This is a genomic window from Haloactinopolyspora alba, from assembly GCF_003014555.1.
GTDB lineage: Bacteria > Actinomycetota > Actinomycetes > Jiangellales > Jiangellaceae > Haloactinopolyspora > Haloactinopolyspora alba.
In genome coordinates, this window is the sequence record NZ_PYGE01000019.1 from 17,062 (window position 1) to 38,053 (window position 20,992).

At 72.4% G+C, this 20,992-nt stretch carries 23 protein-coding genes, 1 pseudogene and 1 riboswitch; of the genes and pseudogenes, 17 read left to right on the top strand and 7 right to left on the bottom strand.

The window, feature by feature from the left end:
* Position 1: 1 nt before the first annotated feature.
* Complete coding sequence (gene phzG / locus CLV30_RS20560) at positions 2-631, top strand: phenazine biosynthesis FMN-dependent oxidase PhzG (RefSeq protein ID WP_106539120.1); 630 nt, start codon at positions 2-4, stop codon at positions 629-631.
* Positions 632-657: 26 nt separating this feature from the next.
* On the opposite strand, the gene CLV30_RS20565 is transcribed toward phzG, so the two are convergent.
* A complete protein-coding gene (locus tag CLV30_RS20565) occupies positions 658-1,203 on the bottom strand; it encodes a Uma2 family endonuclease (RefSeq protein WP_205741016.1) in 546 nt (181 codons plus the stop codon).
* A 159-nt stretch (positions 1,204-1,362) separates the two neighbouring features.
* On the opposite strand from CLV30_RS20565, the gene rpe reads away from it, so the two are divergent.
* The 9 genes from rpe to CLV30_RS20610 all read left to right on the top strand — a co-directional run bounded on the left by rpe (position 1,363) and on the right by CLV30_RS20610 (position 7,756).
* Positions 1,363-2,022: a ribulose-phosphate 3-epimerase gene (gene rpe, locus CLV30_RS20570; RefSeq protein ID WP_106539186.1), complete on the top strand. Its 660-nt coding sequence runs from the start codon at positions 1,363-1,365 to the stop codon at positions 2,020-2,022.
* 179 nt (positions 2,023-2,201) lie between these two features.
* Positions 2,202-2,339, top strand: a riboswitch (FMN riboswitch).
* Positions 2,340-2,418: 79 nt separating this feature from the next.
* Positions 2,419-3,462, top strand: coding sequence for a bifunctional diaminohydroxyphosphoribosylaminopyrimidine deaminase/5-amino-6-(5-phosphoribosylamino)uracil reductase RibD (ribD, locus tag CLV30_RS20575; RefSeq protein ID WP_106539121.1), 1,044 nt, complete (start codon positions 2,419-2,421; stop codon positions 3,460-3,462).
* 6 nt (positions 3,463-3,468) lie between these two features.
* Entirely contained in the window at positions 3,469-4,086 is a 618-nt protein-coding gene (locus CLV30_RS20580) for a riboflavin synthase (RefSeq protein WP_106539122.1), read from the top strand.
* A complete protein-coding gene (locus CLV30_RS20585; RefSeq protein ID WP_106539123.1) occupies positions 4,083-5,339 on the top strand; it encodes a bifunctional 3,4-dihydroxy-2-butanone-4-phosphate synthase/GTP cyclohydrolase II in 1,257 nt (418 codons plus the stop codon). Before CLV30_RS20580 ends, CLV30_RS20585 begins: the two co-directional genes overlap by 4 nt.
* Positions 5,336-5,812 (top strand): 6,7-dimethyl-8-ribityllumazine synthase, encoded by a 477-nt coding sequence (ribH, locus tag CLV30_RS20590; RefSeq protein ID WP_106539124.1) that lies wholly within the window; start codon positions 5,336-5,338, stop codon positions 5,810-5,812. The genes CLV30_RS20585 and ribH overlap by 4 nt, the downstream gene beginning before the upstream one ends.
* A gap of 64 nt (positions 5,813-5,876) precedes the next feature.
* A complete protein-coding gene (locus CLV30_RS20595) occupies positions 5,877-6,140 on the top strand; it encodes a phosphoribosyl-ATP diphosphatase (protein ID WP_106539125.1) in 264 nt (87 codons plus the stop codon).
* 15 nt (positions 6,141-6,155) lie between these two features.
* Complete coding sequence (hisG, locus tag CLV30_RS20600; protein ID WP_106539126.1) at positions 6,156-7,016, top strand: ATP phosphoribosyltransferase; 861 nt, start codon at positions 6,156-6,158, stop codon at positions 7,014-7,016.
* Positions 7,017-7,022: 6 nt separating this feature from the next.
* A complete protein-coding gene (locus CLV30_RS20605; RefSeq protein WP_106539127.1) occupies positions 7,023-7,427 on the top strand; it encodes a methyltransferase domain-containing protein in 405 nt (134 codons plus the stop codon).
* Between the two features lie 71 nt (positions 7,428-7,498).
* Positions 7,499-7,756, top strand: a complete 258-nt coding sequence (locus CLV30_RS20610; RefSeq protein WP_129711073.1) for a hypothetical protein — start codon at positions 7,499-7,501, stop codon at positions 7,754-7,756.
* Between the two features lie 61 nt (positions 7,757-7,817).
* Here CLV30_RS20610 and CLV30_RS20615 read toward each other — a convergent pair whose 3' ends face one another.
* The 3 genes from CLV30_RS20615 to CLV30_RS20625 form a co-directional block, all read right to left on the bottom strand.
* The gene (locus CLV30_RS20615) at positions 7,818-9,983 is read right to left on the bottom strand and encodes an HNH endonuclease signature motif containing protein (RefSeq protein ID WP_129711074.1); all 2,166 of its coding nucleotides are present in this window, start codon (positions 9,981-9,983) and stop codon (positions 7,818-7,820) included.
* Between the two features lie 181 nt (positions 9,984-10,164).
* Positions 10,165-10,989 carry an MOSC domain-containing protein gene (locus CLV30_RS20620; RefSeq protein WP_106539130.1) on the bottom strand — a complete coding sequence of 275 codons (825 nt, stop codon included), beginning with the start codon at positions 10,987-10,989 and terminating at the stop codon, positions 10,165-10,167.
* Between the two features lie 5 nt (positions 10,990-10,994).
* A complete protein-coding gene (locus CLV30_RS20625; RefSeq protein ID WP_205741017.1) occupies positions 10,995-11,582 on the bottom strand; it encodes a nucleoside/nucleotide kinase family protein in 588 nt (195 codons plus the stop codon).
* A 42-nt stretch (positions 11,583-11,624) separates the two neighbouring features.
* Here CLV30_RS20625 and CLV30_RS20630 point away from each other — a divergent pair, with 42 nt between their 5' ends.
* Positions 11,625-12,755 (top strand): ADP-ribosylglycohydrolase family protein, encoded by a 1,131-nt coding sequence (locus CLV30_RS20630; protein ID WP_205741018.1) that lies wholly within the window; start codon positions 11,625-11,627, stop codon positions 12,753-12,755.
* Positions 12,756-12,767: 12 nt separating this feature from the next.
* Here the strand turns inward: CLV30_RS20630 and CLV30_RS20635 are convergent, their stop codons facing one another.
* On the bottom strand, positions 12,768-13,976 hold the full coding sequence (locus CLV30_RS20635; RefSeq protein WP_420842012.1) for an amino acid deaminase/aldolase: 1,209 nt from the start codon (positions 13,974-13,976) through the stop codon (positions 12,768-12,770).
* 189 nt (positions 13,977-14,165) lie between these two features.
* Between CLV30_RS20635 and CLV30_RS20640 the strand changes: the two genes are divergently transcribed.
* Positions 14,166-14,675, top strand: a complete 510-nt coding sequence (locus CLV30_RS20640) for a SixA phosphatase family protein (protein ID WP_165358707.1) — start codon at positions 14,166-14,168, stop codon at positions 14,673-14,675.
* A gap of 1 nt (position 14,676) precedes the next feature.
* On the opposite strand, the gene serB is transcribed toward CLV30_RS20640, so the two are convergent.
* Both serB and CLV30_RS20650 read right to left on the bottom strand, forming a co-directional pair.
* On the bottom strand, positions 14,677-15,900 hold the full coding sequence (gene serB, locus CLV30_RS20645) for a phosphoserine phosphatase SerB (protein WP_106539133.1): 1,224 nt from the start codon (positions 15,898-15,900) through the stop codon (positions 14,677-14,679).
* Between the two features lie 83 nt (positions 15,901-15,983).
* Positions 15,984-16,742: a hypothetical protein gene (locus CLV30_RS20650; RefSeq protein WP_106539134.1), complete on the bottom strand. Its 759-nt coding sequence runs from the start codon at positions 16,740-16,742 to the stop codon at positions 15,984-15,986.
* An 83-nt stretch (positions 16,743-16,825) separates the two neighbouring features.
* Here CLV30_RS20650 and CLV30_RS20655 point away from each other — a divergent pair, with 83 nt between their 5' ends.
* The 5 genes and pseudogenes from CLV30_RS20655 to CLV30_RS20675 all read left to right on the top strand — a co-directional run bounded on the left by CLV30_RS20655 (position 16,826) and on the right by CLV30_RS20675 (position 20,972).
* Entirely contained in the window at positions 16,826-17,632 is an 807-nt protein-coding gene (locus CLV30_RS20655) for an ABC transporter ATP-binding protein (RefSeq protein WP_106539135.1), read from the top strand.
* A 9-nt stretch (positions 17,633-17,641) separates the two neighbouring features.
* The gene (locus tag CLV30_RS20660) at positions 17,642-18,106 is read left to right on the top strand and encodes an NfeD family protein (protein WP_106539136.1); all 465 of its coding nucleotides are present in this window, start codon (positions 17,642-17,644) and stop codon (positions 18,104-18,106) included.
* Between the two features lie 66 nt (positions 18,107-18,172).
* Positions 18,173-19,138, top strand: a pseudogene (locus CLV30_RS20665) (SPFH domain-containing protein); the annotation flags it as partial.
* 281 nt (positions 19,139-19,419) lie between these two features.
* Positions 19,420-20,172: a sulfite exporter TauE/SafE family protein gene (locus tag CLV30_RS20670; protein WP_106539138.1), complete on the top strand. Its 753-nt coding sequence runs from the start codon at positions 19,420-19,422 to the stop codon at positions 20,170-20,172.
* On the top strand, positions 20,172-20,972 hold the full coding sequence (locus tag CLV30_RS20675) for a TrmH family RNA methyltransferase (RefSeq protein WP_106539139.1): 801 nt from the start codon (positions 20,172-20,174) through the stop codon (positions 20,970-20,972). The genes CLV30_RS20670 and CLV30_RS20675 overlap by 1 nt, the downstream gene beginning before the upstream one ends.
* The last annotated feature ends 20 nt before the right edge of the window (positions 20,973-20,992 follow it).

Genomic DNA, 20,992 nt, shown 5'->3' on the forward strand with positions numbered 1-20,992 from the left:
GATGACGATCGAGACGCTCAGCGGCGACGAGCTGCCGGACCTGCCCGAGTTCGACGATCCGCCCGAGGACCCGGTGGGGCTGGTGCGGTCGTGGCTGGACGCGGCGGTGCGCCGCGGTGTGCGCGAGCCCCACGCCGCGGCGCTGGCGACCGCCGACGCGGCCGGGCGGCCGAGCAACCGGACGTTGCTGGTGAAGGAGGTCACCGACCGCGGCCTCACCTTCACCACCGACTCCGGCAGCGGCAAGGGGGCGGACCTGGCGGTACGCCCGTACGCCGCGACGGTGTTCTACTGGCGTGAGACGTTACAGCAGATCCGGGTGTCGGGGGTGGTGACCCAGCTGTCCGACGAGGTGTCCGACACGTTGTTCGCCGAACGGCCGGTCGAGGCGCAGGCGACGACGGCCGCCTCGGCGCAGAGCAGACCGCTGGACAGTGACGCCGAGCTGCGGGACCGGGCCGAGAAGCTGGCGGCCGCGGGTGATTCGGTGCCGCGACCGGAGACCTGGCGCGGCTATCTGCTCACCGCGGACATGGTCGAGTTCTGGCAGGGCCGGGCGAGCCGGCTGCATCGGCGGCTGCGCTACGAGCGCGGCGACGAGAGCTGGTCGGCACGCCGGCTACAGCCGTGACGTGCGCGGAATCGGAGTTGGACCGGTCAGATGTCGACGAGTTCGGCCGGCACGACCGTCACCGGGTACGGGCTCTCGAGGGTGAGCGCCTCGGCGCCGTCGGCGCGTCCGGCCACGGTGTAGGCGCCGTCGACCAGTTCGTAGGCGACGATCGACTGTTCGACGGGGTCCACGACCCAGTAGGACCGGACGCCGGAGTCGGCGTACTTCGAGAACTTCAGCACCCGGTCTTTACGCCGGGTGCTGGGGGACAGGACCTCGACCGCGAGCGGGAGCGGCCGGGTGATGTTCTTCGCGCCGATGTCGGCTCGAGCGACGACGAGGACGTCCGGCTGCAGCGAGGTGAAGTGGTCGGGCTGCCAATCCAGCGGCGCCATGAACACCTTCAGCTCCTTCGGGCAGACCGACCGGAGCAGGACGAACAGCTCGCCGATCGCGGCCTGGTGCACCGGGACGGGTGCCGGGCTCACCAGGAGGATCCCGTCGACCAGCTCGTACTGCAAGCCGTCGTCGGGTAGGTCTTCGAGGTCGTCGACGGTCCAGTCGTACGACTCACGGGGCATCACCGCCATGGCTGTCATTGTGGCCTCCTCGTGGGCTGATGTCACCCGAGTGTGCCGGGTGATGGGGCCGCGACGGGTTGTTCACACATGCCCTGGCGGTTGCCCTGTCGCCGTTGCTGGTTGCCCTGATCCGGGGGCATCGGGGTGCTGCCGCTAGCCTGGTCGATCGTGGGTATCCAGATCGCACCGAGCATCCTGTCCGCCGACTTCGCCAACCTCGAGTCCGAGGTCGACCGCCTCGGTGACGCCGACCTGGTGCACGTCGACGTCATGGACAACCACTTCGTCCCCAACCTGACCCTGGGGCTCCCGGTGGTCGAGGCGATCCTGGCCCGCACCGAACGCCGGGTCGACTGCCACCTGATGATCGACGAGCCGGACCGCTGGGCGGCCGGCTACGCCGAGGCCGGTGCCCACAACGTCACCTTCCACGCCGAAGCTGCGGCCGCACCGGTACGGCTGGCGCGCGAGCTGCGTCGGCACGGCGCCCGGGCGGGCGTCGGGCTCAAGCCTGCGACTCCGGTCGAGCAGTTCGAGGACCTGCTGCCCGAGATCGACATGCTGCTGGTCATGACCGTCGAGCCCGGCTTCGGCGGGCAGCGCTTCCTGGACGTGTGCCTGCCGAAGATCCGTCGTGCCCGCGAGTTGGTCACCCGTTCGGGCATGGACATCTGGATCCAGGTGGACGGCGGGGTGTCCGACGAGACCATCGAGCGCTGCGCCGACGCCGGAGCGGACGTGTTCGTGGCCGGATCCGCCGTCTACGGCGCCGAGGACGCGGCCGCGGCTGTCGAGGACCTGCGCCGGCTGGCTGCCGGGCACGCCTGACTGCCACTCCCGCCCGGCGCGGCCCGATGTCGTGGTCGCGCGGATCTCGGCGCTGGAGACCAGCCGGTTCCCCATCTCCGAGAACACGCCGCCACCGACGCTGCCGAGCGCCGGCACTGATGTGACCGAGACGACGGAACAGTTCCGGGCTGTTCGTGGTTACGCTGTGACGAGACACTACGCGTGCTCCGGGGTCGGTGAAAGTCCGAACCGGCGGTGACAGTCCGCGACCCGGTCGTCGTCCACACGAGACGCCCGGCTGACCCGGTGGAACTCCGGGACCGACGGTGAAAGTCCGGATGGGAGGCAGCACGCGCGGCAGCAGGTACTGCCGTACGTACGGCCCGCATGCCGTACGGCCCCGGAGCTCGCTTCGCGACGAGCGAGGAGGGGCCGGTGGCCAGTCCCACGGAGCTGACGGCGATGCGCCGCGCCATCGAGCTGTCCAGCCGCGCGGTCCTCACCACGCCCCCGAATCCGGACGTCGGCTGCGTCGTGCTGGACGCTGCCGGGTCCGTCGTCGGCGAGGGCTGGCACGAGTACGCCGGAGGGCCGCACGCCGAGATCAACGCGCTGCGGGAGGCGGGTGAGCGCGCACGGGGCGGCACGGCCGTCGTCACGCTCGAGCCGTGCGCGCACGCCGGCCGCACCGGTCCCTGCACCGACGCCCTGCTCGCGGCAGGCATCGCCCGCGTCGTCGTCGCCGTGACCGATCCGAACGACGCGGCCGCGGATGGTGCCGCCATCTTGCGGGCCGGTGGCGTCGACGTCGAGACCGGTGTGCTGTCCGGCGAGGCCGCACGGGCCAACAGCCGCTGGCTGACCCCGTTCCATACCGGACGCCCGTTCGTCGTCTGGAAGTACGCGGCCACCCTGGACGGACGCAGCGCGGCGGCCGACGGCACGAGCCGCTGGATCACCGGGCCCGAGGCGCGCGCGGACGTGCACCGGCTGCGCGCCGCCGTCGACACCGTGGTGGCGGGCATCGGCACCGTCCTGGCCGACGATCCCCAGCTCACCGCGCGCACCGATCCGCCGCCCACCAGGCAACCGCTGCGCGTCGTCGTCGACCGGACCGGTCGTACGCCGTCAGACGCCCGCGTGCGTGACGACGCCGCGCCCACCTGGGTCGCCACCGCGGCCGAGGCGGGCGCCGGCGACGACGGCGAGGTGGACCTGACCAAGCTGCTGGCCGCGCTGTACCGGGACGGCCGCCGTTACGTGCTGCTCGAGGGTGGACCGCGGCTGGCTGGTGCGTTCTGGCGCGACGGTCTGGTCGACCGGGTCGTCGGCTACGTCGCGCCCGCCTTGCTGGGGGCGGGACGCAACGCGCTGGCCGAGGCCGGCGTCGGCACCATCGACGAGGCGATCCGCCTCGACGTCACCGATGTCACCGTTCTCGGCGGCGACATCCGGATCACCGCACACAGGAAGGCGTGAGGGCTGTTGTTCACCGGGATCGTCGAAGAACTGGGGGAGCTCGTCGGGTTCGACCGCCGCGCCGAGTCGGCCGGGCTCACGGTGCGGGGGTCCGCCGTCGTCGCCGACGCCGTGCACGGCGCGTCCATCGCCGTCGACGGCGCGTGCCTCACCGTGGTCGACGTGGACGCCGACCGGTTCACCGTGGACGTGATGCGCGAGACGCTCGAGCACACGACGCTGGGCAACCGTGCACCGGGCGACGTGGTCAACCTCGAGCGCGCGGTGCGGGCGTCGGACCGGCTCGGCGGGCACATCGTGCAGGGCCACGTCGACGGCGTCGGCACGATCGCCGGCCGCGAGCGCGGCGACCGCTGGGACGTCGTGCGCGTGAGTGCGGCCGCTGATCTGGTGCGTTACGTCGCGCACAAGGGGTCGATCGCCGTCGACGGGGTGTCGCTGACCGTCTCGGGCGTGGGCGACGGCTGGTTCGAGGTGAGCCTGATCCCCACGACGCTCGAGCTGACCACGCTGGGACGGCGTGAGCCGGGTGACGTCGTCAACCTCGAGGTCGACGTCGTCGCCAAGTACGTCGAGCGGCTCCTGGACCGACCCGGCCCGACGGACGAGGAGGCGCCGCGATGACCGCCGTGCACCTGGACACCGTCGAACGCGCGATCGCCGACATCCGCGCCGGGCGCGCCGTGATCGTCGTCGACGACGAGAACCGCGAGAACGAGGGCGACCTGATCTTCGCCGCGTCGCGCGCGACGCCCGAGCTGATGGGCTTCATGATCAGGCACACGTCGGGCGTCGTGTGCGTGCCGATGCCCGCCGCCGAGCTCGACCGGCTGAAGCTGCCGCCCATGACGTACGTGAACGAGGACCGCAAGGGCACCGCGTACTCGATCTCGGTCGACGCCCGGCACGGCACCACCACCGGCATCTCGGCGGCCGACCGTGCGCAGACCGCGCGGGTGCTGGCCGACTCGGCCACCGAGGCCTTCGAGCTGACCCGTCCGGGGCACCTGTTCCCGCTGCGGGCCGTGGACGGCGGGGTGCTGCGCCGGCCGGGGCACACCGAGGCCGCGGTCGACCTCGCGCGCCTGGCCGGCCTGTCGCCGGCGGGCGCCATCTGCGAGGTCGTGCACGACGACGGGTCGATGATGCGCGCGCCGGCGCTGCGCGAGTTCGCGGACGAGCACGGGCTGGCGATGATCTCGATCGAGGACCTGATCCGGCACCGTCGTCGCACCGAGCGACAGGTCGAACGGGTGGCGACGACGCGCCTGCCGACCGTGCACGGCACGTTCACCGCACATGCCTACCGCGACATGGTGGACGACATCGAGCACGTGGCGCTGGTGATGGGCGATGTCACCGGGGCGGATCCGGATGCCGGTGACGAGCCGGTGCTGGCACGGGTGCACTCGGAGTGCCTGACCGGCGACTCGTTCGGTTCGTTGCGCTGCGACTGCGGTCCGCAGCTGCAGGCAGCCCTGGCGATGGTGGCCGCCGCGGGCCGCGGCACCGTGGTGTACCTGCGCGGGCACGAGGGCCGGGGGATCGGCCTCGTGCACAAGCTCCAGGCTTATGCGCTGCAGGACGGCGGTCTGGATACCGTCGACGCGAACGTGGAGCTCGGGTTGCCGGCCGATTCCCGCGATTACGGCACCGGTGCGCAGATCCTGGCCGACCTGGGCGTACGGTCGATCGCGCTGATGACGAACAACCCGGCGAAGCTCACCGGCATCGAGGGGTACGGGCTGAAGCTCGCCGAGCGGGTCGCGCTGCCGGTGTCGGCGAACCCGGAGAACCTGCGGTACCTGACCACCAAGCGAGACCGTATGGGCCACGACCTGGACGGCCTGCCGAGCGAGAGAGGGAACACGACATGAGCGGAGAGGGCGCACCGACGCTGCGCATCGAGAAGGCCGGTGACCTGCGGGTCGCGGTCGTGGCGGCGTTGTGGCACACCACCGTGATGGACGGCCTGCTGGCCGGCGCTCGCCGCGCGCTCGACGAGGCGGACGTGCGGGACCCGCTGGTGCTGCGGGTGCCCGGGTCGTTCGAGCTGCCCGTGGCGGCGGCGCGGCTCGCGCGGGCCAACTACGACGCGGTGGTCGCGCTCGGCGTCGTCGTCCGCGGTGCCACTCCGCACTTCGACTACGTCTGCCACGCCGCCACCGACGGGCTGACCCGCGTCGCCGTCGACACCGGAGTTCCGGTCGGATTCGGGGTTCTGACGACCGACGACGACGCTCAGGCGCTGGATCGTGCCGGTCTCGAAGGCTCCCGCGAGGACAAGGGCCACGAAGCGGCCCAGGCGGCGCTGGCCACCGTCGTGGCGCTGCGCGACTGCTACGCCTGAACTCGCGGCGTCGCTGCCGGCCCCGCGGCGCGCGTCGACGCGGCTCCGCGTACCCTGGTGCGACGTGAAGAGCTTCGATGATCTGTGGCACGAGCTGTCCGCCAAGGTCGACGCCGGTGACGCCGGCTCGGGGACCGTCCAAGCGGTGAACGGCGGAGTCCATCAGGTCGGCAAGAAGGTGGTCGAAGAGGCCGCCGAGGCATGGATGGCCGCCGAGCACGAGAGCACCGAGCGCGCGGCTGAGGAGATCTCCCAGCTGCTGTACCAGGCTCAGGTGTTGATGCTGGCTCGCGGCATCGCGCTCGACGACGTCTACCGCAAGCTCTGAGAGGCAGACTCCGCCATGACCACCACCCCCGTGCGTATCGCCGTGCCCAACAAGGGGTCGCTGGCCGGACCGTCCACGGAGATGATGCGCGAGGCCGGGTATCGCCAGCGCGGCTCCGGCGCGCGTGACCTCGTGCTGCGCGACCCGGACAACAACGTCGAGTTCTTCTACCTGCGTCCCCGCGACATCGCCGTCTACGTCGGGTCCGGCAAGGTCGACGTCGGCATCACCGGCCGCGACCTGTTGCTCGACTCCGGCGCGTCCGCGCATGAGCTGCTGTCGCTCGGCTTCGGCGGCTCGACGTTCCGCTTCGCCGCCCGGCCCGGCACCGCTGCCGACGTCGCGGACTTCGCCGGCCTGCGGGTGGCGACGTCGTACGCCGGGCTGCTCGAGACGTACTTCGGCGAACGCGGGGTGGACGCGTCCGTGATCCGGCTGGACGGTGCCGTCGAGACGGCCGTCCAGCTGGGCGTGGCCGACGTCATCGCCGACGTCGTCGAGACCGGCACCACGCTGCGCCAGGCCGGCCTCGAGATCGTGGGGGAGCCGATCCTGCACTCCGAGGCGGTGCTGATCTCCCGCGGCGACGGCGAGCGCCCGCCGGCGGTCGAGCAGTTGCTGCGCCGGCTCAACGGCGTCCTGGTCGCGCGCGGCTACGTGATGATGGACTACGACATCCGCGCCGAACGGGTGGAGGAGGCCAGCGCGCTGACGCCCGGCCTGGAGTCGCCGACGGTGTCGCCGCTGCACCGCGAGGGCTGGGTCGCCGTGCGTGCGATGGTGCCGCGCGCCGACGCACAGCGGATCATGGACGACCTCTGGGAGCTCGGCGCCCGGGCCATCCTCGTCACCGACATCCTCGCCTGCCGCATCTGACCGTCGTTGGGACACGACGTCAGCGGCGTTGCCGCGGCGTTCGACGCGCGCGCGGGCACGTACGCACGCAGCGACTGGCACGTCCGGTACGCCGAACGGCTGGTCGAACTGGCCGCGCCCAGCCCGGGTATGCACGTTCTCGATGCGGCGACCGGTACCGGCTTCGCGGCCCTGGCCGCTGCGCGAGCGGTGGGGCCGACCGGCCGCGTCGTCGGGGTCGATGTTGCTGCGGGAATGCTCGACCATGCGCGGCGAGCTGCCGTCGCGGCCGGGCTCGGGAGTCTGGAACTGGTGCGAACGGACGCGACCGACCCGGCGGGGTCGGCGGCGTCGTCGCGTTCTCCACCATGCGGGCGGGCCATCCCGCATCCGCGCGGATGTTCCGGGAGCACGCCGCGAGTTACGGGTTGACGCTCGAAGACCCCGCCGCATCGCTCGGTGACGCCGACCGTTGCCGGCGTGTGCTCCGTGAGGCGGGATTCGTGCCCGGCGACATGATCGCCGAGACGGTCCGATTCAGTCCCGAGGACGTTGCCGATTCGTGGAGCGCACACGTCCGAGGCCCGCACCGACAGGCGGTCGCCGACCTCACACCCGACCAGCTCGCCGCGTTGCGCACGGCGTACACCGAGGCTGTGCAACAAGCGATGTCGGACGACGACAGTTTCCTCGACGCGGAGGTCATCTACGCGTTCGGTGCCGCGGGACTCGCCACCGACATCGTCGCCTGCCGCATCTGAGACGGAGGTAGCCTGCCGCGTATGCCCGATCGAATTGGATCGGTGGTCATGGCGTTGCCGTTCAGAACGGCGGGAGGTCGTCGGCAGGATCCGGTCGTTGCCCGGAGCCGGATGGGCCGGGTGGATCGGGTGGATCGGGTGGATCGGGTGGATCGGGTGGATCAGGTGGTTGGTGTCCGACTTCCGTCCGGCGGACGTCACCGGTGCGGCCGGTGGGCGAGACCCAGCGGAACTCACCAGGGCGCGGCTGCTCGATGCGCCAGCGGGTGCGGTGCTTGACCAGGTGGTGCTTCTTGCAGAACAGGCCGAGGTTGCACGCCGCGGTGGGTCCGACCGGGTAGTGGATCGAGTGGTCGAGTTCGCACACCTGGGCTGGCGCGTCGCAGCCGGGGGCTTTGCAAGCGCGGTCGCGGAGGATGACGTGGTCGATCAAGTCCTGGGTGGGGGTGTAGCGAGCGCGGCCGTGGGAGAGCACGGCGCCGTCGACGGCGTCTGTGCCCACCCAGCGCCAGAGTCCTGCGATGGACAGATGCCGCGCGACGTCGGCCGAAATGGGGCCGTAGCCGTCAAGCTCGCCAGGATGTTCGTCCAGCCCCAGCAGCGTGGACAACGGCACGGTGACGTTGACGGCCACCGGGCGTCTGTGCGCGCTGGCCAGCTTCAACCCACCGCCACAGGCGGGACACACGTCCGCGGGTCCAGCCCCCGTGAAGTCATGAGCGCCATCTGCGCCCTGAGCGCTGAATGCGCCGAGCGTTCCGCCTGTGCCGGGGGCCGGGCGCTGGGGCGTGTGCCCGTCTTGGCCCGCTGCTTGCTCCGGGAACTCGTCCGAGGTTTCGGCCACGTCACGTGTCGCGGCGGCATCGCCCGCTGAGGCTGCGCTGTCTGCGTCGTCTGCGGAGGCCGCGCTGCCCGAGGTGTCTGTACCGGCCGAGGCATCTGTTCCAGCCGGTTGAGCGGCGCCGGTTGCGGCAGGTTCGATGCGCCCGGTCGTCAGGGCGGCCCAGGCGAGCCGAGCCAGGGTGTCGGCGCGGCGCTGGTCCGCGGTACGTGCCTGGGGGTCACCGGTCATGCTGTCGCGGTGTTTGAGGGTTCTCTGACCGGCTTCGAAGACGGCCTTCAACGCGGCGGCGTCTTCGGCAGGCAGCAGCGCCTCGACCCAGGTCATGCCGTCCTCGGCCGGGGAGAACCGGGCATGACGACGCTCCCGCGCCGCGCGGTGCCGCTCTTCGCTGGCGACCGGAGCGAGCCGGTGCACCAACATTTTGATCTTGCGACGCAACTGCCGCGTGTTCATCGTAGCGGCCTGAGCAAGTGCAGCCGCCTCGACCAGATGGGCTGTCTCACGCTCCACCGTGCGCAGCTCTGTCTGGACGACCCGGGCGCGCCGCTCATCGATCACCCCCGCCGACAGCGCGGCATGCGTGGCGGGGAAGTCCTGTGCCAGCTCGACGGATTCGGCCACGAGGTTCTCGGCCTGCCCCGACGTGAGCTGGAGCGCGCCGGAGACCTCCAATGCGGTACACGACCGTGCCGACACTGCCCCGAACCCGGTGCCGGACGGCAGCGGCTGCATGTCCGGACGGCGGGACAACTCGGCGATCGCCGCGGCCTGAGTGCCGCGGGCCCAGGAGGCCAACCGCTGACACGCCGCCGCGACCTCGCCCAGCTCGAGATCACTGACTCCCGCCAGACCAGCCGCCCCGGCGCCGGCATCTGAGTCGAGCAGGCCACCAGCCGCGGCTGCAGGCGAAACAGCGGCGTCGGGAGCCGTCGAAACGGTCGGAGCGACAAGCCGTTCCAGTAGCCCGGCGAGCGCGGCACCCGGGGCCACCCCGGACGCCGTGCGGACCATCTTGCCGCGTCCGTCATCGATCATGCTGTACGGCTCGCCGTGATCGGGAGCCACCAGCAACGGCTCTCGGTCCACCGCCGTCGCCAGTTCGCACAGCACGGAACGATCAGCGTCGTCAGGAGGTGCGGAATCCAACTGGTCCATCGGGCCCGCGAACCACTCCGCCGGACCAGGCAGCGCCCAGCCGTCCGGATCATCGGCGGCACCGTCCGCCTCGGGTAGCGCCGTGACATCCGGGCGCCACGCCGCATCCCGCGCGGTCAGGTGATCCGGCACCACCGGGGCCGCTACGTCGTCGAGGCTCCGCGGCAGCAAGTACTCGGTGGGCAGCCAGCCCACCGAGTCACCCTCACCGCCCCAGCCGTCGAACATGACCACTACTGTATCAGACACATGTTCGAATCAATCTGCAGGCAACGGGTTCCAGGCATCACGGAATGATCACGGACTCCCCAGGGTGAGATCCGCTCCCGATCCTTGGGTGGTTTTACCGGGCTGGCGAGATGCGGCGAGCACCTGCCGGCCACGCCCTGAGCCGCAACAGCCGGGCCGCTCAGTCCAGGACGGTGACGTCATCGCCGACGGCGATGCGGCCAGGGCCGTCCGGGATCAGGTTCGTGGCGAACCAGACCTTGCCGTCCCACCGGCGGTGCCGCGCCAGGGTGCGCAGCGGCTCCTTGCCCGTGGCCAACGTCACCGGATCGATGGTCGTCATCACACACCTGTCACAGGCCTTGACCACCCGGTACTCGACGGAACCGATCCGCACGCGACCCCAGCCGTCCTCGGCGAACGGCGCCGCCCCCTCGACGACGACGTTCGGACGGAACCGGCGCATCGGCAGCGGCTCCGGTGCGTCCTCGCCGCGTTCCAGGGCGGTCTCGGCGATCCAGTCGTTCAACTGCCGTAGTGACGCCGTGGTCGCGAGCAGCAGCGGGTAGGCGTCGGCCAAGCTGACCCGGTCGTCCGCCGTCCCGTACGCCGGATCGACCGGCCTGCGGGTGGGGTCGTCGAGCCACACGAGCCGGACGTCGACGTCGAGCAGCTCGGACAGCCACGTGTCGGCGGCCGGGCCGGCGTAGGTCGCGTCCAGCTTGCTGCTGTGCACCTGCACCGGGCGAACGTCGGAAGACGTGGTCGCGTCCACGTCGATGCCGGCGGCGTGCGGTCCGTCGAGCCGTACCCGCCCGGGGCCGAGCGGCGTGGCCGTCACGCCGAGCAGGTCGCGGTGCTCGCGCGCGGTGACCACGGAGCCGTCGCCGTCGACGACCATCCACCGGCGGTCGTCGGCCAGCCCCCACGGCTCGACCCTCGCATCGGTGACCGGGAGTGCCCGCGTGGACTTGATCGGGTGGATGTTCAGCTCGGCGACGCGCATGTGCCTCACGGTACACAGACGACGGTCTCGGTCCCGGGCTCGTGCGGCCGGGACGTGTCGATGCGCAGGTCGGCGCGCTCGCGGGTCCGGTCCGCGGTGAACAGTGCCTCCTCCTGCCGTGCCCAGCGGTCCCAGTGCGGGGCGAACGTGTCGCCGTCCCGGGCGAGGCCGCGCCGCTTGCGCACCTCCGGCGGCGCGTCGACCCAGATCAGTATCGACAGATACGGCGCCGCGGCCGCCGATCCGCTGCCACAGCCCTCGATCAGCAGCACCGGCGCGGGCGGGACGTCCACCCACTCGCCGTACGTGCCGCGGTGCCAGTCCCAGCGGCGGTAGCGCGCCGGCCGGCCCGCGGCCAGCGGCGCCAGTACCTCGTCGGCGACGTTCCGGGCCCCCGCCGCGAGGCCGTCCCAGCCGGGATACAGGTCGTCCATGTGCACCACCGCGGCGTCGAGGCGGGCCGCCACCGCGGCGGCGAGCGTCGTCTTGCCCGAGCTCGACGGGCCGTCGACGGCGACCGTCGTCGTGTCGCCGGCGCCAGCGGGAGCCGCCCGGATACGTGCGGCCAGCGTGTCGAGAGCGATGACGGGCACGCGGGCGAGCCTAGTCGGTGGTGGTGTGATGACATGGCGCCCATGGCGTGGACGAGGCGGGCACTGGAGGACTACCGGTCGCGGGTGCGTGGGTGCCTGCTCGGCGGGGCGGTGGGCGACGCGCTCGGTGCGCCGGTCGAGTTTCTCGCTCTCGACGAGATCGAGCAGCGGTGCGGACCCGCCGGCGTGCGCGAGTACCTGCCGGCCGCTCCGGACGACCAGCGGTACGGCCTGGTCACCGACGACACCCAGATGACGCTGTTCACCGCGGAAGGGCTGATCCGCGCGGGGGTGCGCACCGATCGGGGCATCGGGTTCACCGTCGCCGTCGTCCATGCCGCGTACGACCGCTGGCTCGACACCCAGCTCCTGCCGGGGCCGTCCGGCCCGGTCAGCGGCTGGCTCGCCGGGCAGAGCTGGCTCTACGCGCGCCGTGCCCCGGGAACGACGTGCATGAACGCCCTGCAGGACGCACGCGACGGCGGCACGCGCATCGCCAGGTACGGCACGCCGGCCGTGAACCATTCCAAGGGATGCGGGACGGTGATGCGCAGCGCACCGTTCGGGTTGATGGCGCCGGGGACGTGGCCGGACGAGCAGGTGTTCGCGATGGCGGCCGAGGCAGCCGCGTACACCCACGGACACCCCACCGGCACGCTGGCCGCGGGAACGCTGGCCGTCATCGTCGCGAGGCTCGTCGCCGGCGACGATCTCGATGCCGCGCTCGACGCGGCGGCGGCCGAGCTGTCACAGCACCAGGCGCACGACGAGACCTCCCGGGCGCTCGAGGCGGCGCGCCACGCCGCCCGGACCGCACCGGTGACGCCGGCTGTGCTCGAAGCGCTCGGCGGCGGCTGGACGGCCCACGAGGCCCTCGCCATCGCCGTGTGCGCCGCAGCGGCCGAGCCCGAGCCCGAACGCTTCGGCGACGCGCTGGCGCTGTCGGTCACGCACGGCGGAGACAGCGACTCCACGGGGTCGATCTGCGGCAACATCCTGGGCGCGTGGCACGGTGAGACCGCGCTGCCCCCGGCCCTGGCCTTCGAGGTGGAGGGCAGGGGCACGATCCTCGAACTCGCCGACGATCTCGTCTGGGAGTTCACCCGGGCCCGCGAGCTGCACGGCGACCACGGGCCCGACACCCGGTGGCGGGTGCGTTACCCCGGTGGGTGAGGCCGGGTGAGGTCACAGGAACGTCTTGCCGTCGCCACGGTACGTGGCGACGGTGTCGACCAGGCGCTCGCCGCGCACGAGGTAGTACGAGTCGAACCGCTCGGACAGCTCGCCGGCCTTACCGTGCCGGAACCAGACCCGGTCACCGATGGCGAGGTCGTCGGCCGGCGTGCCCAGCAGCGGCGTCTGCGCCTCGCCGGCGCCCTCGGCGGCGTCGAGGCGCAGTCCCTCGGGCAGCCACGGCACCGGCAGCCGGTCGGTGCCCGCCGCGCCGCTGGCGACGTAGCCGCCGCCCGCGACGGTGACGATGCCCGGCCCGGGCCGCCGGACCACCGGCACCGCGAAGAACGCCGCCGGTCGCGGCGAGAAGCTGGTGTAGCCGTCGAACAGGCGCGGCGCCAGCAACCCCGACCCCGCCGTCACCTCGGTGACCGACGGGTCCGACACCGTGCGCTCCACCGACCCGCTGCCGCCGCCGTTGACGAACTCGAGATCGGCGACCTGACGCACCGCCTCCACCGCGGCGGCCCGACGCTCGGCGAGCTCGGCCCACGAGCGCTTCTGCATGTAACGGATCTGCCTGGCACGCCATCCGCCGCCGGGAGGCACGTCCTGCACACCGGCGATCTGCGACTCGTAGCCCATGATGCCGACCAGGCGGAACCCCGGGCGGGACTCCACCGCCCGGGCGAGGCGCACGATGTCGTCGACGGTGTGCAGTGGCGAGCGTTTCGCGCCGATGCGCATCCGGCCGCCGAGAGGGCGCCACGACAGGTCGAGTTCGAGGCAGACGCGGACCTCCGCGCGGTCGTCGGCCGACGCGACGGCGTCCACCAGGTCGAGCTGCGCGACGTCGTCGACCATCAGCGTGATCTTGTCCGCGAGATCCTCGTCGCCGGCCAGGCGGGTCAGCCCGCGCCGGTCCGCGCTGGGGTAGCCGACGACGACGTCCTCGCACAGCCCGGTGGCCACGAGCCACAGCGCCTCCGACAGCGTCAGTGCCAGCACGCCGTGGAACCCGTCGCGCGCGAGAACGTCGCGCAGCAGCGTCCGGCTGCGCAGTGCCTTGCTCGCCACCCGCACGGGCACACCTGCGGCCCGTCGCACCAGGTCCGCGGCGTTGGCGTCCCAGGCCTCCATGTCCACGGCGGCCAGCGGCGCCTCGAAACCGGACGTCGCGGTGTTGAGCCGGTGTCGCAGGTCGGCTCGTGAACTGGCCACCGGCGGCGTGGGCTGGGCCTGGTTCGGCGGCTGGGGAACGTCTGGTGCGGGGGTGTCGGGCACGGTGATCTCCACAGCGAATCCTTACCAGATCGGGACGATCAAGACCATGATGCCGTCTCGGTGCATCGACGGCACATCGCGCTGCCTGCAAGTTACTAGAGGCCGATCTGTCCTAGGCTGGCGCAGGTGGTGAAAACACTCGTCCTCGTCCGCCACGCCAAGGCGGCGAACCCCGAAGGTGTCCCGGATCACGAACGCCCGCTGTCCGAGCAGGGCCGGCGCGACGCGCCCGAGGTCGGCCGGTGGTTACAGTCCGCCGGCACGGCGCCGCAGGTGGCGCTGGTCTCGAGCGCGGCTCGGACGCAGGAGACGTTCCAGCTGCTGGCCGGAGAACTCGCGACCGCGCCGGAGGCCCGGTTCACCGACGAGGCCTACTACGCCGGCGCGGGCGAGCTGCTCGAACTGATCCGCTCGCTCCCGGAGGACGGGCCCAGCGCCGTCGTCGTCGCCCACAACCCCGGGATCAGCTCGCTCGCCAACGCGCTCGACGACGGCGAATCCACGGTCGAGGACACGACCCGGCTGCGCACCGGGATGCCCACGTCGTCGCTGGCGATGTTCCGGGTGTCCACCGAGTGGTCGGCGCTCGACCCGGGAACCGCCCGGCTGACCGCGTTCGCCGTCGCCCGCGGCTGAACTAGGACAGCGGAGGCGCCGGTGTCGGCGTCCCGTCCGCGGCGTCGGCCGCCTCGATGTCGGCGCGGCTGATGCCCAGCAGGTAGAGCACCGCGTCCAGGTACGGCACGTTCACTGCGGTGTCGGCGGCGTCCTGGACCACCGGCTTCGCGTTGAACGCGACGCCCAGTCCGGCGGTCGCGATCATGTCGAGGTCGTTCGCGCCGTCGCCGACGGCGATGGTCTGCGACAGCGGCACGCCCTCCTCAGCGGCGAAACGGGTGAGCGCGGCCGCCTTGCCCGGCCTGTCCAGGATCGGCCCGACCAGGTCGCCGGTGAGCCTGCCGTCCACGACCTCGAGCGTGTTCGCGGCCGCGTAGTCGATGCCGAGGTCCGCGGCGAGGGCGTCGGTGATCTGGCTGAACCCGCCGCTGACGATCGCGCAGCGGTAGTCCAGACGCTTGAGGGTGCGGATGAGTGTCTTCGCCCCCGCGGTGAGCTGGACGGCGTGCCGGACCTCGTCGATGGCCGAGGCGGGCAGGCCGGCGAGCAGCCGCACGCGGGCTCGCAGCGACTCGGCGAAGTCCAGCTCGCCGCGCATGGCGCTGGCGGTCACCTTGGCCACCTCGTCCAGCACGCCTGCCTTCTCGGCGAGCATCTCGATGACCTCGCCCTGGACCAGGGTGGAGTCGACGTCCATGATGACCAGGCGCTTCGCCCGGCGGATCAGGCCGGACGGCTGGACGGCGACGTCGGTGCCCTCGGCGACGGCGACGGCTGCCAGCTCGGCCTTGAGCGCCTCGGGGTCGGCGCCGGACACCTCCAGCTCGACCGACGTGACCGGGTACGAGGCCAGCCGGTCGATCCGGTCGATGTTGGCGCCGCAGCCGGCGACGGCCTGCGCCAGGGCGCCGAGCGCGGTCGGGCGCAGTGGCGAGCCGAGGACGGTCACGTGTGCGCGGTCCTCCGGACGCCGGTGGTCGCCGTGTCCGGCGCTGATGTCGATGTCGACGTCGAGGCGCTCGGCGAGGCCGGCCAGCTCACGGCGCAGCGCGTCCTCGTCGGGCGGGTCGCCCAGCAGCGTGGCCAGCACCAGCCGGCCGCGTGCGGTGACCTGCTCGACGTCGAGGACGTCGACGTCGAACGGGGACAGCGTGGAGAACAGCGCCGCCGTGACGCCCGGGCGGTCGGTCCCGCTGAGCGTCACGAGGAGGGTGCGGGGCGAGGGTTCGGTTGAGACGGTCATCGGGGCCCCAGACTACCGGGGGTGCCGGGACGGCACCGTGGCGGCTGTGCCGTGGCGGGGTGGTGGCCGTCACGAGGCGGAGGTCAGGGGGTGTCGGCGAGGGAGTTGCAGGCGGCGACGAGGGCGTGCCGGGCGGCCTGCTCCAGGGGTGTGAGCGCGGCCCGGCGGGACTCGGCGCTGCTGGCCGACACGGCCCCGCCGTCGTCGGTCAGCGCGAAGCCGACGATCGAGCGGAGCCGGGCGGCCCGCGCCGCGACGGTCTGCGCCTGGCTGGGGAAGCCGCGTGGCAACGGCTCGGCGACCCGGCTCTCACGGACGTCCTCGAGCAGCGCCGCCACCTCGGGGCGCCACGCCGGGACGTCCAGGGCCGTGAGCTCGGACCCGGCTTCGAGCAGGGCGGCCGACAGTGCCTGGTCGGCCTCGGCCAGCGAGTCGCCCGGCGGTGCCGGCTCGGCGTTCCGGCAGGTCCAGGTGACCAGGTGTCCCTGGTCGCCCGGGGGCCCGAAGACCTGGATGTCCGGCAGCAGCGCGTACGGCGCTCCGTCGGTGAGCACGACCTCGCCGACGTCGACGGCGTCGCCGTTGAGCTCGGCCGGCCCGCCCAGTCCGCGTGGGTCGCCGGGCACCGGCAGCGCGACCCGGAAGGCGGTGGCGCCGGCGTCGCGCAGCGCCGGCAACGCCTCCGCGAGGCTGACCGTGCCGATGGTTCCGGGGATGTCGGAGACGTCGTGCGGCTCGTCGTCGGCGCAGGTCCGGGTGGTGACGTCGTCGAGCGCGGCCGCACCGCGCAACCACGCCGTCGCCCACGCGGCCAGGCGCGCTGAACGGGGCAGGGTGACCATGTCCGTCAACCCTACCGACGAGCCGATAGAGTCGGTCGCGGTCGTCCGCGATCCGCGAACTCACCGAGGAGCCGCATCCACCCATGTCCGACGTGCTCGAACTCGCCGACGTGACGCTCCTGCGCTCCGGCAACCGGCTGCTCGACGACGTGACGTGGGCCGTGGCCGACGGCGAGCGCTGGGTCGTTCTCGGTCCCAACGGCGCCGGCAAGACGACCCTGCTGCAGCTGGCGGCGGCGCAGCTGCACCCCAGCAGCGGCTACGCGGCCGTGCTCGGCGAGCTGCTCGGCGGCGTGGACGTGTTCGAGCTGCGCCCGCGCATCGGGCTCACCAGTGCCGCCCTGGCCGAACGGATCCCGCCGGGCGAGCGGGTGCTGGACGTCGTGCGCACCGCCGCCTACGCCGTCGTCGGCCGGTGGCGCGAGGCGTACGAGGACATCGACGACGACCGCGCGCGGTGGCTGCTGGACCGGCTGGCCATCGCCCACCTGGCGGAGCGGACGTTCGGCACGCTGTCCGAAGGCGAGCGCAAGCGCACCCAGATCGCGCGGGCGCTGATGGCCGACCCCGAGCTGTTGCTGCTCGACGAGCCGACGGCCGGGCTCGACCTGGGCGGGCGCGAGACCCTGGTGGCCACGCTCGGCGAGATCGCCGCCGACCCCACGTCGCCGGCGACCGTGCTGGTGACGCACCACGTCGAGGAGATCCCGCCCGGGTTCACCCACGCCATGCTGATGTCGCAGGGGCGGGTCGTGGGCGCCGGCGAGATCGGCGCGACGCTGACCGACGGCCTGCTCAGCGAGTGCTTCGGGATCCCGCTGCGGGTGGAGCACGACGACGGCCGCTGGGCAGCCCGGGCACAGCGGGCGTCGCCGGCCGTGACCTCCTAGGCTGAGGGAATGCAGGGGTTCTGGGACTGGCTCGGCGACTACGCGTGGGTGTCGTGGCTCGCCGCGGCCATCGTCCTGGGCCTGGTCGAGACACTGACGCTCGACCTGGTGTTCCTGATGCTCGCCGGCGGCGCGGTCGGCGGCGCGGTGGTGGCGCTGTCCGGGTTCGGCGTGGTGTTCCAGGCGCTGGCGGCCATCGTCGTGAGCGTGGCACTGCTGGGCTTCGTCCGGCCGGTCGCGAAGCGGCACATGCGCTCGTCCACCGCGACGCGCACCGGAGCGGCGGCGCTGGTGGGACGCAAGGGTGTCGTGGTCCAGCGGGTGGACGCCGAGAACGGACTGATCAAGCTCGCGGGTGAGGTCTGGACCGCGCGGTGCTACGACGGCCGGTCGGTCATCGAAGCCGGTCGCGACGTCGACGTCATCGAGATCGACGGTGCGACGGCCCTGGTGTTCCCGGCCGAACCGTCGTAGTAGGTTGTGCCGCACCACACGATCTCGTGCGCGTGCGCGGCACTCGAAGCAGCCGAAAGGTCCTCCATGGAAGCCGGTCAAGCGTTTGTCCTCTTCGTCGTCGTCCTGCTCGCCGTCTTCGTCCTGGTCACGCTCGCCAAGTCGGTGCGGATCGTCCCGCAGGCGCGCGCGGGCATCGTCGAGCGCCTGGGCCGGTACCAGCGCACGCTCGACCCGGGCCTGACGGTCATCGTCCCGTTCATCGACCGCGTCCTGCCCATGATCGACCTGCGCGAGCAGGTCGTGTCGTTCCCGCCGCAGCCGGTCATCACCCAGGACAACCTGGTGGTGTCCATCGACACGGTCATCTACTACCAGGTCAACGACCCCAAGGCGGCGACCTACGAGATCGCCAACTACATTCAGGGCATCGAGCAGCTGGCCGTCACCACACTGCGGAACGTCATCGGCGGCATGGACCTCGAGCGGACCCTGACCAGCCGTGAAGAGATCAACAACGCGCTGCGCGGCGTGCTGGACGACGCCACCGGCAAGTGGGGCATCCGGGTGAACCGGGTCGAGCTGAAGGCCATCGACCCGCCGCCGTCCATCCAGGACTCCATGGAGAAGCAGATGCGCGCCGATCGCGACAAGCGCGCGGCCATCCTGAACGCCGAAGGTGTCCGGCAGTCGCAGATCCTCACCGCCGAGGGGCAGAAGCAGTCGGCCATCCTCACCGCCGAAGGCGAGAAGCAGTCGCAGATCCTGCGGGCCGAGGCCGAGAAGCAGTCGTCGATCCTGCGCGCCGACGGTGAGGCGAAGGCCATCGGTGCGACCTTCAGCGCCATCCACCGCGGCAAGCCCGACCAGAAGCTGCTGTCGTACCAGTACATGCAGATGCTGCCGGAGATCGCGAAGGGCGACGCGAACAAGGTGTGGGTGCTGCCCAGCGAGATCGGAAAGGCGCTGGAAGGCATGGGCGCCGCGGTCGGCAACTTCGGGTCCGTGCTTCCGGGCGCCGGCGGAGACGGTGCGGACTCGGACGACGTCCCGGACGATCTGCCCGAGGGTTCGGCCGCCGATGCGCGCGAGGTCAGTGAGGCCGCCGAAGAGGCCGAGACCGCGAGCGAGTCCGCCGTCACCGCCGCGCAAGAGGAGGTGCGGCGCGCCCTTCAGGACGCGTACGCGGCCTCGACCGAGCCGGCTCAGGGCGATCCGGAGCTCCCGACGCCCGAGTCGCTGCCGAAACCGGATTCGCAGGTGGCCCAGGAGAGGGACGCCGGGTCGGGCGACGAGCCGCCGCTTCCGCCGAAGCCGCCGGCGCCGCCGGCTGAGTGAGCCTGCTCGAGTTCGCCGCCGTCGTCGCGGCGGGGTTCGGGGCGGGCACCATCAACGTCGTCGTCGGCTCCGGCACCCTGGTGACGTTCCCGACCCTGCTGGCGCTGGGGTATCCGCCGGTCGTGGCGAACGTCTCGAACACGGTCGGGCTGGTGCCGGGGTCGGTCGCCGGCGCGTGGGGCTACCGGCGCGAGCTCGTCGGCCAGCGCGGCAGGGCGCTGCGCTTCGCCGCGGCCGGTGTGCTCGGCGGGGTCGCGGGGGCGCTGCTGCTGCTCGGGCTGCCGCCGGGCGCGTTCGAGACGATCGTTCCCGGGCTCATCGTGCTGGGCTGTGCGCTGGTGGCGATCCAGCCGTGGCTGGCCCGGCGGTTGCGCGAGCGCCCGCGTCCGCACGAGCACGGCGGCCCGGTCGTGTGGTCGCTGGTGCTGCTCACCGCGGTGTACGGCGGCTATTTCGGCGCCGCTCAGGGGGTGCTGATGCTGGCGGTTCTCGGCCTCGCCCTGGACGACTCGCTGCAGCGGCTGAACGCGGTGAAGAACGTGCAGACCGGACTGGTGAACCTGGTGTCCGGCGTCGTGTTCGTGATCGTCGGCGACGTCGCCTGGGCCGCCGCCGGGGCGGTGGCGCTCGGTGCGGTGCTCGGCGGGCTGGTTGGCGCGCACGTGGGCCGGCGGCTGCCGCCGGCGGTGCTGCGCGGCGTGGTCGTGACGGTCGGGCTGGTCGCCGTCGTCGTCATGGTGCGTGGCTGATGGCGACGGTCGTGCGGATCGACGCCACCGGCGACGAGCGGCTGGCGGACTACGTCAGCCTGCGCGACGTCCAGCTGCGGACCTCGCTGGAGGCCGAGCACGGGCTGTTCCTCGCCGAGGGCGAGAAGGTGATCCGGCGGGCCGTGACGGCGGGGTACCGGCCGCGCTCGTTCCTGATGGCGCCGCGCTGGCTGGACACGCTCGGCGACGTGCTCGACGCCGCCGGCGACGTGCCCTGCTACGTGGCGCCGGAGGAGGTCATCGAGGGTGTCACCGGCTTCCACGTGCACCGCGGGGCGCTGGCGTCGTTGTACCGCTCGCCGCTGCCGGACGCCGGCGAGGTCCTGCGGAACGCGCGTCGCGTCGTCGTCCTCGAGGACCTGGTCGATCACACCAACGTGGGTGCGGTGTTCCGCTGTGCCGCGGCGCTGGACTGGGACGCGGTGCTGCTGAGCCCCAGGTGCGCGGACCCGTTGTACCGACGCGCGGTGAAGGTGTCGATGGGCGCGGTGTTCACCACCCCGTACGCCCGGGTGCAGCACTGGTACGAGACGCCGTCGTTGCTGGCCACGGCGGGCTTCGACGTGCTCGCACTGACCCCTGCTCCGGACGCGGTCGAGCTGGCCGAGGCACGGTACGGTGACCGGCTGGCGCTGCTGGTCGGTGGCGAGGGACACGGGCTGTCGCCGCGCTGGATGCTGGACGCGCACCAGCGGGTACGGATCCCGATGTCGGGCGGCGTGGACTCGCTGAACGTGGCCGCCGCGACCGCCGTCGCCTGCTACGCGTTGCGCCCGTGACCGGCCCCGAGTTGGCCGTC

Coding starts and splice junctions, on each gene's coding strand:
- CLV30_RS20650 (WP_106539134.1), bottom strand. CDS start 16,742: ATGGTCACCCTGCCCCGTTCAGCGCGCCTGGCCGCGTGGGCGACGGCG.
- CLV30_RS20675 (WP_106539139.1), top strand. CDS start 20,172: ATGGCGACGGTCGTGCGGATCGACGCCACCGGCGACGAGCGGCTGGCG.
- CLV30_RS20585 (WP_106539123.1), top strand. CDS start 4,083: ATGACCGCCGTGCACCTGGACACCGTCGAACGCGCGATCGCCGACATC.
- CLV30_RS20620 (WP_106539130.1), bottom strand. CDS start 10,989: ATGCGCGTCGCCGAGCTGAACATCCACCCGATCAAGTCCACGCGGGCA.
- phzG (WP_106539120.1), top strand. CDS start 2: ATGACGATCGAGACGCTCAGCGGCGACGAGCTGCCGGACCTGCCCGAG.
- CLV30_RS20630 (WP_205741018.1), top strand. CDS start 11,625: ATGGCGTGGACGAGGCGGGCACTGGAGGACTACCGGTCGCGGGTGCGT.
- CLV30_RS20565 (WP_205741016.1), bottom strand. CDS start 1,203: ATGGCGGTGATGCCCCGTGAGTCGTACGACTGGACCGTCGACGACCTC.
- CLV30_RS20615 (WP_129711074.1), bottom strand. CDS start 9,983: ATGTTCGACGGCTGGGGCGGTGAGGGTGACTCGGTGGGCTGGCTGCCC.
- serB (WP_106539133.1), bottom strand. CDS start 15,900: ATGACCGTCTCAACCGAACCCTCGCCCCGCACCCTCCTCGTGACGCTC.
- CLV30_RS20655 (WP_106539135.1), top strand. CDS start 16,826: ATGTCCGACGTGCTCGAACTCGCCGACGTGACGCTCCTGCGCTCCGGC.
- ribH (WP_106539124.1), top strand. CDS start 5,336: ATGAGCGGAGAGGGCGCACCGACGCTGCGCATCGAGAAGGCCGGTGAC.
- hisG (WP_106539126.1), top strand. CDS start 6,156: ATGACCACCACCCCCGTGCGTATCGCCGTGCCCAACAAGGGGTCGCTG.
- CLV30_RS20660 (WP_106539136.1), top strand. CDS start 17,642: ATGCAGGGGTTCTGGGACTGGCTCGGCGACTACGCGTGGGTGTCGTGG.